The organism is Escherichia sp. KTE96 (genome assembly GCF_000408525.1).
Classification (GTDB): domain Bacteria; phylum Pseudomonadota; class Gammaproteobacteria; order Enterobacterales; family Enterobacteriaceae; genus Escherichia; species Escherichia marmotae.
The window spans coordinates 2,945,903-2,959,975 of the sequence record NZ_KE137149.1 but is presented as its reverse complement, the minus strand read 5'-3'; the positions used below and the strand labels follow the sequence as shown (position 1 = coordinate 2,959,975).

The window sequence follows — 14,073 nt, the reverse complement described above, 5'->3', positions numbered from 1 at the left end:
TAATACCCACCTGTATAAAAATCCGAAGCGTTTAAATGTGCTTAGATGTAAAAGTTATTAACTTACAATATGTTAGGTGAAATATTTTAATTACCCCAAAGGGGTATATTAGGAAATTACTTTATTTTTCATCCCCTCCACACTTGATCGTTATCAATTCCCACGACGTTTCAGAGCGTTACCTTCATTTTAAACATTAGCAATGTCGATTTATCAGAGAGCCGACAGGCTCCCACAGGAGAAAACCGATGAGTAAATTCCTGGACCGGTTTCGCTACTTCAAACAGAAGGGTGAAACCTTTGCCGATGGGCATGGCCAGCTTCTCAATACCAACCGTGACTGGGAGGATGGATATCGCCAGCGTTGGCAGCATGACAAAATCGTCCGCTCTACCCACGGGGTAAACTGCACCGGCTCCTGTAGCTGGAAAATCTACGTTAAAAACGGTCTGGTGACCTGGGAAACCCAGCAGACTGACTATCCGCGTACCCGTCCGGATCTGCCAAACCATGAACCTCGCGGCTGCCCGCGCGGTGCCAGCTATTCCTGGTATCTCTATAGCGCCAACCGCCTGAAATACCCGATGATGCGCAAACGCCTGATGAAAATGTGGCGTGAAGCGAAAGCGCTGCATAGCGATCCGGTTGAGGCATGGGCTTCTATTATTGAAGACGCCGATAAGGCGAAAAGCTTTAAGCAAGCGCGTGGACGCGGTGGTTTTGTTCGTTCTTCCTGGCAGGAAGTGAACGAACTGATCGCCGCCTCTAACGTTTACACCATCAAAAAATACGGCCCGGACCGTGTCGCTGGCTTCTCGCCAATTCCGGCAATGTCGATGGTTTCTTACGCATCGGGTGCCCGCTATCTCTCCCTGATTGGCGGTACTTGCTTAAGCTTCTATGACTGGTACTGCGACCTGCCTCCAGCTTCTCCGCAAACCTGGGGTGAGCAGACTGACGTGCCGGAATCTGCTGACTGGTACAACTCCAGCTACATCATTGCCTGGGGTTCTAACGTTCCGCAGACCCGTACTCCAGATGCTCACTTCTTTACCGAAGTGCGTTACAAAGGCACCAAAACCGTTGCCGTAACGCCTGACTATGCTGAGATCGCTAAACTGTGCGACCTGTGGCTGGCACCGAAACAAGGCACCGATGCGGCGATGGCGCTGGCGATGGGCCACGTAATGCTGCGTGAGTTCCATCTTGATAACCCAAGTCAGTATTTCACCGACTATGTGCGTCGCTACACCGACATGCCGATGCTGGTGATGCTGGAAGAACGCGATGGTTATTACGCTGCGGGTCGTATGCTGCGTGCCGCTGATCTGGTTGACGCGCTGGGCCAGGAAAACAATCCTGAATGGAAAACCGTGGCCTTTAATACGCAAGGCGAAATGGTCGCGCCGAATGGTTCTATTGGCTTCCGCTGGGGCGAGAAGGGCAAATGGAATCTGGAGCAACGTGACGGCAAAACCGGCGAAGAAACCGAACTGCAACTTAGCCTGCTGGGTAGCCAGGATGAGATTGCTGAAGTGGGCTTCCCGTACTTTGGCGGCGACGGCACTGAACACTTTAACAAAGTGGAACTGGAAAACGTTCTGCTGCACAAACTGCCGGTGAAACGCCTGCAACTGGCTGATGGCAGCACCGCGCTGGTGACTACGGTTTATGACTTGACGCTGGCAAACTATGGCCTGGAACGTGGTCTGAACGACGTCAACTGCGCAACCAGCTATGACGATGTGAAAGCCTACACTCCGGCCTGGGCTGAGAAGATCACCGGTGTCTCACGTTCGCAAATTATCCGTATAGCCCGTGAATTTGCTGACAACGCTGATAAAACGCACGGTCGTTCGATGATTATCGTTGGTGCCGGTCTGAACCACTGGTATCACCTCGATATGAACTATCGTGGTCTGATCAACATGCTGATTTTCTGCGGTTGTGTCGGTCAGAGCGGCGGCGGCTGGGCACACTACGTAGGTCAGGAAAAACTGCGTCCGCAAACCGGCTGGCAGCCGTTGGCGTTTGCCCTTGACTGGCAGCGTCCGGCACGTCATATGAACAGTACCTCTTATTTCTATAACCACTCCAGCCAGTGGCGTTATGAAACCGTCACGGCGGAAGAGCTGCTGTCACCGCTGGCGGATAAATCCCGTTATACCGGCCACATGATCGACTTTAACGTGCGTGCTGAACGTATGGGCTGGCTGCCATCTGCTCCGCAGTTAGGCACTAACCCGCTGACCATCGCACGTGAAGCAGAAAAAGCCGGGATGAATCCGGTTGACTATACGGTGAAATCCCTGAAAGACGGTTCCATTCGTTTTGCTGCGGAGCAGCCGGAAAACGGCAAAAACCATCCGCGTAACCTGTTCATCTGGCGTTCTAACCTGCTGGGTTCTTCCGGTAAAGGTCACGAGTTTATGCTCAAGTACCTGCTGGGGACGGAACATGGTATCCAGGGCAAAGATCTGGGGCAGCAGGGCGGAGTGAAGCCGGAAGAAGTGGACTGGCAGGACAACGGTCTGGAAGGCAAGTTGGATCTGGTGGTGACGCTGGACTTCCGTCTGTCTAGCACCTGTCTCTACTCCGACATCATTTTGCCGACTGCAACCTGGTACGAAAAAGACGACATGAATACTTCGGATATGCATCCGTTTATTCACCCGCTGTCTGCGGCGGTCGATCCGGCCTGGGAAGCGAAAAGTGACTGGGAAATCTACAAAGCCATCGCGAAGAAATTCTCCGAAGTGTGCGTTGGTCATCTGGGTAAAGAAACCGACATCGTCACGCTGCCGATCCAGCACGATTCTGCCGCTGAACTGGCGCAGCCGCTGGATGTAAAAGACTGGAAAAAAGGCGAATGCGACCTGATCCCAGGTAAAACCGCACCGCACATTATGGTCGTAGAGCGCGATTATCCGGCAACTTACGAACGCTTTACCTCTATCGGTCCGCTGATGGAGAAAATCGGCAACGGTGGTAAAGGTATCGCCTGGAACACCCAGAGCGAGATGGATCTGCTGCGTAAGCTCAACTACACCAAAGCGGAAGGTCCGGCGAAAGGCCAGCCGATGCTCAACACGGCGATTGATGCGGCAGAAATGATCCTGACGCTGGCACCAGAAACCAACGGTCAGGTAGCCGTGAAAGCCTGGGCGGCACTGAGTGAGTTTACTGGTCGTGACCATACGCATCTGGCGCTGAATAAAGAAGACGAGAAGATCCGCTTCCGCGATATTCAGGCACAGCCGCGTAAAATTATCTCCAGCCCGACCTGGTCTGGTCTGGAAGATGAACACGTTTCTTACAACGCCGGTTACACCAACGTTCACGAGTTGATTCCGTGGCGCACGCTCTCTGGTCGTCAGCAGTTGTATCAGGATCATCAGTGGATGCGTGATTTCGGTGAAAGCCTGCTGGTCTATCGTCCGCCGATCGACACCCGTTCGGTGAAAGAAGTGATGGGGCAGAAATCCAACGGTAATCCGGAAAAAGCCCTCAACTTCCTGACGCCGCACCAGAAGTGGGGGATCCACTCCACTTACAGCGACAACCTGCTGATGCTGACCTTAGGTCGCGGTGGCCCGGTGGTCTGGCTGAGCGAAGCTGATGCGAAAGAGCTGGGTATTGCCGATAACGACTGGATTGAAGTCTTCAACAGCAACGGTGCGCTAACTGCCCGTGCGGTTGTCAGCCAGCGTGTTCCGGCAGGGATGACCATGATGTACCACGCGCAGGAACGTATCGTTAACTTGCCTGGTTCAGAAATCACCCAACAGCGTGGGGGCATCCATAACTCGGTCACCCGTATTACGCCGAAACCGACGCATATGATCGGTGGCTATGCCCATCTGGCATACGGCTTTAACTACTATGGCACCGTAGGTTCTAACCGCGATGAGTTTGTTGTAGTGCGTAAGATGAAGAACATTGACTGGTTAGATGGCGAAGGCAATGACCAGGTACAGGAGAGCGTAAAATGAAAATTCGTTCACAAGTCGGCATGGTGCTGAATCTCGATAAGTGCATCGGCTGCCACACCTGTTCAGTTACCTGTAAAAACGTCTGGACCAGCCGCGAAGGCGTGGAGTACGCGTGGTTCAACAACGTTGAAACCAAGCCGGGTCAGGGTTTCCCGACCGACTGGGAAAACCAGGAAAAATATAAAGGCGGCTGGATCCGTAAAATCAACGGCAAACTGCAACCGCGCATGGGTAACCGCGCCATGTTGTTGGGTAAAATCTTCGCTAACCCGCATCTGCCGGGGATCGACGATTATTACGAGCCGTTCGATTTTGACTATCAGAACCTGCATACCGCGCCGGAAGGCAGCAAATCGCAGCCGATTGCTCGTCCGCGTTCGCTGATTACTGGCGAACGGATGGCGAAAATCGAAAAAGGGCCGAACTGGGAAGATGACCTGGGCGGCGAATTTGACAAACTGGCGAAAGACAAGAACTTCGACAACATCCAGAAGGCGATGTATAGCCAGTTCGAAAACACCTTCATGATGTATCTGCCGCGCCTGTGCGAACACTGTCTGAACCCGGCATGTGTGGCGACCTGCCCGAGCGGTGCGATCTACAAGCGTGAAGAAGATGGCATCGTCCTGATCGATCAGGATAAATGCCGTGGCTGGCGTATGTGCATCACCGGATGCCCGTACAAAAAAATCTACTTCAACTGGAAGAGCGGTAAGTCTGAGAAATGCATTTTCTGCTATCCGCGTATTGAAGCGGGTCAGCCGACCGTGTGTTCAGAAACCTGCGTGGGTCGTATCCGTTATCTCGGCGTGCTGCTGTACGATGCGGACGCTATTGAACGTGCAGCCAGCACCGAGAACGAGGAAGATCTCTACCAGCGCCAACTGGAAGTGTTCCTCGATCCGAACGATCCGAAAGTCATTGAGCAGGCAATTAAGGACGGTATTCCGCTGAGTGTTATTGAAGCGGCACAGCAGTCGCCGGTTTATAAAATGGCGATGGAGTGGAAGCTGGCGCTGCCGCTGCATCCGGAATATCGCACGCTGCCGATGGTCTGGTACGTTCCGCCTCTGTCACCGATTCAGTCTGCGGCAGATGCGGGCGAACTGGGTAGCAACGGCATTCTGCCAGACGTTGAAAGTCTGCGTATCCCGGTTCAGTATCTGGCGAATCTGCTGACCGCCGGTGATACCCAACCGGTGCTGCTCGCGCTGAAACGTATGCTGGCAATGCGTCATTACAAACGAGCTGAAACCGTTGACGGTAAAGTCGATACCCGTGCGCTGGAAGAGGTCGGTCTGACCGAAGCTCAGGCGCAGGAGATGTACCGTTATCTGGCAATTGCTAACTATGAAGATCGCTTTGTGGTGCCGAGCAGCCATCGTGAACTGGCGCGGGAAGCTTTCCCGGAGAAAAATGGCTGCGGCTTTACCTTTGGTGACGGCTGCCACGGCTCAGATACGAAATTTAATCTGTTCAACAGCCGCCGTATCGATGCCATCGACGTGACCAGCAAAACGGAGCCGCATCCATGATCGAACTCGTGATTGTTTCGCGCCTCCTTGAATATCCGGATGCTGCCTTGTGGCAGCATCAACAAGAGATGTTTGAGGCTATTGCCGCGTCGGAAAACTTACAGAAAGAAGATGCCCATGCGCTGGGCATTTTCCTGCGTGATTTAACTGCGCTTGAGCCGCTGGATGCGCAGGCGCAGTACAGCGAACTTTTTGACCGTGGTCGCGCCACATCGCTACTGCTGTTCGAACATGTTCATGGCGAATCCCGCGATCGTGGCCAGGCAATGGTTGACCTGTTGGCGCAGTACGAGCAGCACGGCTTGCAGCTAAATAGCCGTGAATTGCCGGATCATCTGCCGCTGTATCTGGAGTATCTGGCGCAGTTGCCGAAAAGCGAAGCGGTAGGGGGCTTGCAGGACATTGCGCCGATTCTGGCGTTGCTGAGTGCTCGTCTGCAACAGCGTGAGAGCCGCTACGCAGTGTTGTTTGATTTGCTGCTCAAACTGGCGAATACCGCTATCGACAGCGACAAAGTGGCGGAAAAAATTGCCGATGAAGCACGCGATGATACGCCGCAGGCGCTGGATGCCGTCTGGGAAGAAGAGCAGGTTAAGTTCTTTGCTGACAAAGGCTGCGGTGATTCGGCAATCACTGCCCATCAACGTCGCTTTGCGGGTGCCGTCGCGCCGCAATATCTGAATATCACCACCGGAGGACAGCACTAATGCAATTCCTGAATATGTTCTTCTTTGATATCTACCCGTACATTGCAGGGGCGGTCTTCCTGATTGGTAGCTGGCTGCGCTATGACTACGGGCAGTACACCTGGCGCGCGGCGTCCAGCCAGATGCTGGATCGCAAAGGGATGAACCTGGCGTCGAACCTGTTCCATATCGGGATTCTGGGGATTTTTGTCGGTCACTTCCTCGGTATGCTGACGCCGCACTGGGTTTACGAAGCGTGGCTGCCGATTGAAGTGAAACAGAAAATGGCGATGTTTGCTGGTGGTGCCAGCGGCGTGCTGTGCCTGATTGGTGGTGTGCTGTTACTGAAACGCCGTCTGTTCAGCCCGCGCGTGCGTGCAACCACTACCGGAGCAGACATCCTAATCCTGTCACTGTTAGTCATCCAGTGTGCACTGGGTTTGCTGACCATTCCATTCTCCGCTCAGCATATGGACGGTAGTGAGATGATGAAACTGGTTGGTTGGGCGCAGTCAGTAGTGACCTTCCACGGTGGCGCTTCTCAACACCTCGACGGCGTGGCGTTTATTTTCCGTCTGCACCTGGTGCTGGGAATGACTTTATTCCTGCTGTTCCCGTTCTCGCGTTTGGTACACATCTGGAGCGTACCGGTAGAGTATTTGACGCGTAAGTATCAGTTGGTGCGCGCTCGCCACTAAGCCAGAAAAATAAGTCGTCTGGCGCAAAATGGCAAAGTGCCTGATGCGCTGCGCTTATCAGGCCTACGAGAATTCTGCAATATATGGAATTAGCTCATTTTTGTAGGCCTCACGCCGCATCCGGCATAACGCAGAGTACGTTGTCAGCCTGCTGAAATTGCCAGTTACACACTGTCAATTTTTTCGGATTGTAGGGAAACGTATCCCACCTCTATGATAGGACCCCCTGGAGCAGTGAAGGAGCACTGACCGTGGATCGACCTAATCAACCGACGATCTCCGCGGCGTTAAAAATAATCGCCACGGGGATCGCCTTACCACCGAATAAAATCACTTCTCAACAACTGGATGTTCAGCTAAATAAACCTGCGGGCTATGTTGAGCGACGTTCCGGCATTTGCTGGCGTTATTTCGCCAGTAACGACGCCAGTCAGGCCGAACTGGCAGCAGAAGCTTTGCATAATGCGTTGTCGACTGCTGCGTTAAAACCGTGTGATATTGATCTGTTAATTTGTGCGTCAGCCGTTGCTGTACAGGCATTACCCTGTAGCGCAATTCATATTCTCAAAGCCGCAGCCATGCCCGCAGGCATGGCCGGGTTTGATATCAACAGCAGTTGCGTTAGCTTTATTTCTGCACTGGAAGTGGCTGCCGGATTATTAAACAGCGGGGCATATCGGCGGATCGCCATCGTTTCGGCGGATATCGCTTCACGCGGTATTGACTGGAACCATGAAGAATCGTCATTAATTTTTGGTGATGGTGCGGCGTGCGCGATTGTTGAGCGGGGCAATGGTCGCAGCGGGATTATTGCCAGCCTGATCGAAATGTACCCCGAAGGCAGCGAACTATGTGAAATACGCTCTGGCGGCACGCGGTGTAATCCACGCTCAGGCGTCAGTAACAGCGACTTTCTTTTTCATATGCAGGGGAAACCGCTGTTTCGTTTTGCCTCTTCGCTTATTGAAGATTATTTTTCGCGCTTACTGCAAAAAAGCGACCTGCGACTGAGTGATATCGGCACGGTCGTTCCTCACCAGGCCAGTCATCTATCCCTTGAACATATGCGAAAACGGCTGCAAGTGCCGGGACCCGCGCTCGTCGATGTCTACCGTTTCTACGGCAATCAGGTGGCGGCCTCTATACCCACGGCGCTGCATGAAGCGGTGATTAGCGGTCGTTTCACTGCAGGTAGACCTGCGATGTTGATTGGCACGGCAGCAGGATTAACACTGGCTGGTCTGGTGCTTTTACCGTGAAGATCCTCGTGACGGGGGCAACCAGCGGCCTGGGGCGAAATGCCGTGCAATATTTGTTGCAATCGGGTGTGTCGGTAGTGGCGACAGGGCGAAATTGCGAGGTCGGTAAAAATCTGACAAGCGCAGGCGCACAGTTTGTGGCTCTCGATTTAACCCTGGCAACTGAGGATGATTGCGCACGGCTGGTAGAAGGCTGCGATGCTGTCTGGCACTGTGCGGCGAAGTCTTCGCCCTGGGGCAACAAAACGGCATTCTGGCTCGCCAATGTCAAAGCGACCCACACTCTGGCACAGGCGGCAGGCAGGCTGAGGATCCCCCGGTTTATCCATATCTCTACGCCTGCGGTTTACTTTGATTTTCAACATCACTATGACTTGCAAGAAACCTATCTTGCGCGAGCATTCTCCAGCCATTACGCCCGCAGTAAATACGCCGCTGAGCAGGCTATTGCCAGGGCAGTAGCTCAATATCCTGCCACGAGGTTTATTCTTTTGCGTCCCCGTGGTTTGTTTGGCCCTCATGACCAGGTGATTGTTCCCCGTCTGATGCAGCAACTGCAACAGGGCGGCGGCTGCTTACGTTTGCCGCGGGGTGGTGAAGCGTTACTGGATCTCACTTTCGTGCAGAACGTGGTGTATGCCATGCAACTGGCAACGCAGGTTGCAGGCTTACGCTCGGGCAGTATTTACAACATCAGTAATCATCAGCCGCAGAAATTATCTGTAATGCTTGACGCCTTGCTGCACCAGCAATTGGGCTTGAGCTACCGAATTGCTGCCGTTCCCTGGCCATTGCTTTCTGTGGTTGCGCGAGGCCTGGAACTGTACGGGAAATGCGTTAATCAGGAACCTGTCATCACACGTTACAGCGCCGGAACACTCTGTTTTGATATGACGCTGAGTGCGCAAAAGGCCATTACAGAGCTGGGATATCACCCGCGCTTTTCGATGGAACAAGGTATTGCAATCACGGGACAATGGCTGAGGGAACATGGCAAAAATAACCGCATTTGAAACGGGCTGGTGTACACATATTGGCTGTATTGCGCTGAAAGGGGCAGGGCTGAAAGTGTGTAAATTCCCCGCCCGTGCGTGGCTGCTGGAAGCGGGTGAGAAATGCTGGCTGTGGGACACTGGCTATTCTTCGTGGTTTGCACATTACACGCAAGCCGGCGTATTTCGCTTTTATCGTCAGGTCACTCCGGTATATTTCGATCCGCAACAAGCGCTGGTACGGCAACTCTCCGCACAGGGACTGATGGCGAAAGATGTTGATACGATTATTCTGTCGCATTTTCACGCCGATCATATTGCTGGCCTGCGAGATTTCCCTAATGTCGCCTGCATCTGTTCTGGTGAAGGCTGGCGGCAGGTAAGAACTCTGCGTGGTGTCGCTGCGCTGCGCCAGGCCTTTGTGCCAGGGCTAATCCCGGAGAGTTTTGAGTCCTCACTCCGTTTTATTGAAAGTTTTGAAGCGGTAAGTTTGCCCGCACAACTGGCACCGTTTGAGCATGGTTACTTGCTACCAGAAAGCCGTGGTGAAGTCATTCTTGTACCGCTGCCGGGCCATGCTGCCGGACACATTGGGGCGTTTGTTCTTACTGATGACGGCTGGATTTTACTGGCTTCCGATGCCGCGTGGGCACCTGCTAGTTATCGGGAACTGCGTGGACCGTCACCGCTGGCGCATCTGGTTATGTCTGACAGCCACGCCTACTACCGCACGCTTGGGCAATTACATCAGCTTTGGCAAAACGGCGCAGTGGATATTCGATTATGCCACGAGGGGGAACTATGATCCCGCTGACGTTGCTCTGGCGCTACTTTCGTACCCGCAGGCTGCATTTTACCGATCGCCAGGCGCTGGAAAACTGGCAGGCAAAAAGGTTGCATTTGTTCCGGCAAAATACCTTGTCTAAAAGTCTGTGGTTTCAGCGTTATCTGGCGTTGCCCTTTAACCAGTGGCCATTGATGGACAAAGCGTTAATGATGACGCATTTCGATGAGATGAATACCGCAGGTTTAAAGCGCGATGAGCTTCTCGCCTGTGCGATGCGCAGTGAGCAGAGCCGTGATTTTAAACCCTGTGTTGGCAAGTTCAGCGTTGGACTTTCATCTGGCACATCGGGGCGTCGTGGGCTTTTTGTCGTTAGCCCACAGGAGCAGCAGATTTGGGCCGCAGGTGTGCTGGCAAAAGTGTTGCCCGATGGATTGTTTGCCAAAGAGCGAGTAGCACTGTTTCTGCGAGCAGATAACAACCTCTATCAAAGTGTGAATAATCGCTGGTTAAGCCTCGATTTTTACGATCTGTTAGCGCCATTCCAGGCGCAAACCAAACGGCTGGAACAACGTTCGCCTACGATCATTGTCGCACCAGCTCAGGTATTACGCGCACTCGCGCTGGCGGTCATTGCGGGAGATTTGACGCTGAAGGTCAAAAAAGTGGTTTCGGTGGCGGAAGTTCTGGAGCCGCAGGACAGGGAATTACTGCGCAGCGTGTTCAACAATGTGGGCGAAATTTATCAGGCGACAGAAGGGTTTCTCGCTTCTACCTGCCGTTGTGGCACGTTACATCTCAATGAAGAATTTATTCACGTTGAACCACAATGGCTGGATGAACGCCGTTTCGTACCGATCGTCACTGACTTTACTCGCACCACACAACCGGTGGTGCGTTATCGACTTGATGACGTGTTGGTGGCAAGCGAACAGCCATGCCCCTGTGGCAGCGCGACAATGGCGATTGCGCGTATCGAAGGGCGGCAGGATGATCAACTGCAACTGCCGACAAGATCTGGTGATGTTCAGACCGTTTTTGCCGATGCCTGTAGTCGTGTGCTGGCGATGACGTTGCCGCTAACAGCCGATTATCGACTGCTACAAACCGGAGCAGCACAGTTGACGTTATTAGCTGATTGCGAACTGCGGATGCTGGAGCATTGTCGGGAGGCGTTGAATGCCTTGTTTATGCGCCAGAATATCGCGGTAGAGCAACTGATATGGTCGCTGGAATCGCAAACTGTGCCCGTTGCTTTTACAGCCAAGCGGCGGCGGATTGTGCGTCAGTGGGGGCGGGAATGAGCAATCTGTTGCGACGCCTGAAACAGATGCTGTTTGGCTGGGGAACTGTTGGGGTTATCTACAACTTTAGCGATCGCCTGCAAGGTGAGGGATGTCAATTAACGCCTTCCGTGATTGATAATCTGATTCCATTTTCCCCTTCAGCCGTGTGGTTGTATCTCTCGTTTTTTCTTGTTGTACCGTTAGGCTATTTATCAACACCACTTTCCCACCTGCGCTGGCTGGCCCGGTCAATGCAACTTTCGGCACTGGCGGCTGGTGTGTTTTATCTTCTCTGGCCCACAACAATGCAATATCCCCCGTTTGTGCAGTCTGGGGTATCTGCGGGTGCACTAAACGGGCTGATAGCGATTGACTCAAGCCAGAACTGTTTCCCTTCTTTACACGCTGCGCTCACGCTGTTGACAGTATGGGCAATAGCCAAAAAGGGGAACCGTTGGCTGACGCTGATGAGCGTGGTTTGGGCGATAGCTATCGCCTTTTCAATTCTGCAATTACGCAGGCATTTATTTATTGATTTAGTCGGTGGCGTGATGTTGGCGTCGATTTGCGGTTGGATAGCTGCGTGGCTGGATATGCGCGACAGGCGAGAAAGGAATATGAATCATGAGTGACTTATTAACCCCTATTATCCTGATGATGTTATTTGTGTTAGTCGAAGCCGGAGTATTGCAAGTATCAGGACGACAGAAAATCGACTGGCTGGACGTTATTTTCAATATCAACTCCGGACATATGATGCTGTGGCTATTTCGCTGCCTGGAAGTGCTCTGCTATAGCCTGGTGGTCAATCACTTTAGCTTTGGGCTGTTTGATAATGCGCCCGTGATCCTGCTGTGGCTGTTTACTTTGCTGGTGTGGGATTTCGGTTTTTACTGGCTACACCGATGGCATCACGAGGTGCGCCCGCTGTGGGCGGTTCATGTAGTGCATCATCAGGGGGAACACTACAACCTGTCATTAGGTGTACGTAACTCGTGGTACTCCTCATTGACCTCAATTCCGTTTTTTATGCTGCTGGCGCTGCTTGGAGTACCACTAAGTGTCTTTCTGGCAGTTTCTATCGCGCATTACAGTTGGCAGTTTTTTAACCATAATGCGCTAACGCCGAAACTGGGTTGGCTGGAAAAGGTGCTGATCACGCCTTCTCACCATCGCATCCATCATTTGAATGAAAAACAATATGCCGATACCAATTACGGTGGCACCTTTTTGTTGTGGGATAAACTTTTTGGTTCGTATAGCGCCGGGCCGGATCATGGCAATGTTGCCTATGGCGTAAAAAATAGTCGATTATCCTGTAATCCGATGCGCGAAAGTAATCTGCCTTTTTTACGCTTAATGGGGTTTCACTCTGTTGGCAAAGCGATTGAACGCCGATACCAGAGTTCTCCGTGGGCTGTGGGTGCAGGGGTTATTCTGCTGTTTATGATGGTGCTGGGCTACATCCAGCAATATGGCTATGGCATTGAGTATATTACCAGTGAGCAGGCTGTATTATTCGTGTTACTGGTGGCAGGCTCAGTAGCTCTGGGGGGCATGGGCGATGGACAACGTTGGGGAATGATTTTGTGGTGCTCTGTGACGTTGTCACTGCTTTATTTTATTCTTTATATGTGTTCATGGAGCACTCTGGTCTGGAAGGGATTAGCTGGCGTTTTGCTGGCCCATTGTGTGTTATTCGTGAGTGGTGTGGGGCGTAAGTCGCTAAGGAAACACTATGAATCTGTTTAATCCCAACAGGTTAATCACTTTTCCTGCCGATGATCCGCACCTGGTAAAACAGTTGCAAAAGGGTACGAAAGCGTATCTGGCAAAATCAGGTGATCATCGATATGCCGACGGATGGGCATTCGCCAAAATGGTGACACTGATTATTGCTTGCCTATCCTGTTATTCACTGGCGTTGTCTCAAAGCCAGTGGGTGTTATATCTATTGTGGTATCTGGCGATGATATTTTGCGCCATGTTGTTAGCAGTCAATGTGGTGCATGACGCTTCGCACGATGCATTTTGGCGTGGTAAAAAGGCCAATGCCTGGCTTAATCGGATGGTTGCTTTTCCGATAGGGCTTGATCCTGACTGCTGGCGGGTGCGCCATGTACGCTTTCATCACGGTTTTACCAATATCGAATTTTACGATCCTGACACCGCAGAAAATGGCATTCTTCGCCAGACGCCATGGCAACGGTGGCGACCTTTTATGCGCCAGCAACATCGCTACTGGCCGTTGGTCGCGGCGCTAACCTTTCCCTGGTATATCTGGGTAGTGGACTGGCTCGATCGTGGAGGGTTCACGCCGGTAACGCCGCATCTGGCATTGCGTGGTTTTACTGGCTGGGGGTATTTTTTAGGCGGCAAACTGGCGCACTTCGCCATGTGCCTGCTGCTTCCTTTCTGGCTATTGTCCGATGTGTTTAGTTTTAGGGCTATTCTGCTGATTTATTTGCTCAGTCAAATGCTCGCTTCTCTGATCTTTGTCATGCTGATCATAGGAACACATTGGGCAAAGGGGAATACCCAGTTGCCGCCAGAAGAGGGGAAAATAGCAGTGGGCAGGCTGGCTCATACTTTCGCTACAACCTTTGACTGGACGCCACAACCGGCATCGCTTGGTTATTGGTTGGGCGGGATTAATTTGCATCTTACCCATCATCTTTTTCCCCACTGGAATCATCGCCACTATCCGGCGTTAAGTCGCATTATTGCGGATATCGCAAAGCAGAAGGGGCTGGATTACCAGTTACTGACGTTATCGGATTTGTTGGGGCTACAGCAGCAATTTTTACGGCGAATGGGTGAGAAGCCTAAGAATTGAGATAA

11 protein-coding genes are annotated in these 14,073 nt (G+C 52.3%); all 11 read left to right on the top strand.

Annotation, left to right across the window (positions count from 1 at the left end):
• Positions 1 to 248: 248 nt before the first annotated feature.
• Positions 249 to 3,992, top strand: coding sequence for a nitrate reductase subunit alpha (locus A1WG_RS00850; protein ID WP_001516520.1), 3,744 nt, complete (start codon positions 249 to 251; stop codon positions 3,990 to 3,992).
• On the top strand, positions 3,989 to 5,527 hold the full coding sequence (narH, locus tag A1WG_RS00855) for a nitrate reductase subunit beta (RefSeq protein WP_016242659.1): 1,539 nt from the start codon (positions 3,989 to 3,991) through the stop codon (positions 5,525 to 5,527). The genes A1WG_RS00850 and narH overlap by 4 nt, the downstream gene beginning before the upstream one ends.
• The gene (narJ, locus tag A1WG_RS00860) at positions 5,524 to 6,234 is read left to right on the top strand and encodes a nitrate reductase molybdenum cofactor assembly chaperone (protein ID WP_001516519.1); all 711 of its coding nucleotides are present in this window, start codon (positions 5,524 to 5,526) and stop codon (positions 6,232 to 6,234) included. The genes narH and narJ overlap by 4 nt, the downstream gene beginning before the upstream one ends.
• On the top strand, positions 6,234 to 6,911 hold the full coding sequence (gene narI / locus A1WG_RS00865; RefSeq protein ID WP_001160120.1) for a respiratory nitrate reductase subunit gamma: 678 nt from the start codon (positions 6,234 to 6,236) through the stop codon (positions 6,909 to 6,911). The genes narJ and narI overlap by 1 nt, the downstream gene beginning before the upstream one ends.
• A 251-nt stretch (positions 6,912 to 7,162) precedes the next feature.
• Entirely contained in the window at positions 7,163 to 8,170 is a 1,008-nt protein-coding gene (locus tag A1WG_RS00870) for a 3-oxoacyl-ACP synthase (protein WP_001516518.1), read from the top strand.
• Positions 8,167 to 9,183 carry an NAD-dependent epimerase/dehydratase family protein gene (locus tag A1WG_RS00875; protein ID WP_000699365.1) on the top strand — a complete coding sequence of 339 codons (1,017 nt, stop codon included), beginning with the start codon at positions 8,167 to 8,169 and terminating at the stop codon, positions 9,181 to 9,183. Before A1WG_RS00870 ends, A1WG_RS00875 begins: the two co-directional genes overlap by 4 nt.
• Positions 9,161 to 9,967 carry an MBL fold metallo-hydrolase gene (locus tag A1WG_RS00880; protein ID WP_001516517.1) on the top strand — a complete coding sequence of 269 codons (807 nt, stop codon included), beginning with the start codon at positions 9,161 to 9,163 and terminating at the stop codon, positions 9,965 to 9,967. The genes A1WG_RS00875 and A1WG_RS00880 overlap by 23 nt, the downstream gene beginning before the upstream one ends.
• Positions 9,964 to 11,250, top strand: a complete 1,287-nt coding sequence (locus tag A1WG_RS00885) for a F390 synthetase-related protein (protein ID WP_001516516.1) — start codon at positions 9,964 to 9,966, stop codon at positions 11,248 to 11,250. Before A1WG_RS00880 ends, A1WG_RS00885 begins: the two co-directional genes overlap by 4 nt.
• Positions 11,247 to 11,864, top strand: coding sequence for a phosphatase PAP2 family protein (locus tag A1WG_RS00890; RefSeq protein ID WP_001516515.1), 618 nt, complete (start codon positions 11,247 to 11,249; stop codon positions 11,862 to 11,864). The genes A1WG_RS00885 and A1WG_RS00890 overlap by 4 nt, the downstream gene beginning before the upstream one ends.
• Positions 11,857 to 12,984 (top strand): sterol desaturase family protein, encoded by a 1,128-nt coding sequence (locus A1WG_RS00895; protein ID WP_001516514.1) that lies wholly within the window; start codon positions 11,857 to 11,859, stop codon positions 12,982 to 12,984. Before A1WG_RS00890 ends, A1WG_RS00895 begins: the two co-directional genes overlap by 8 nt.
• Entirely contained in the window at positions 12,971 to 14,068 is a 1,098-nt protein-coding gene (locus tag A1WG_RS00900; RefSeq protein WP_001516513.1) for a fatty acid desaturase family protein, read from the top strand. Before A1WG_RS00895 ends, A1WG_RS00900 begins: the two co-directional genes overlap by 14 nt.
• Positions 14,069 to 14,073 lie beyond the last annotated feature (5 nt).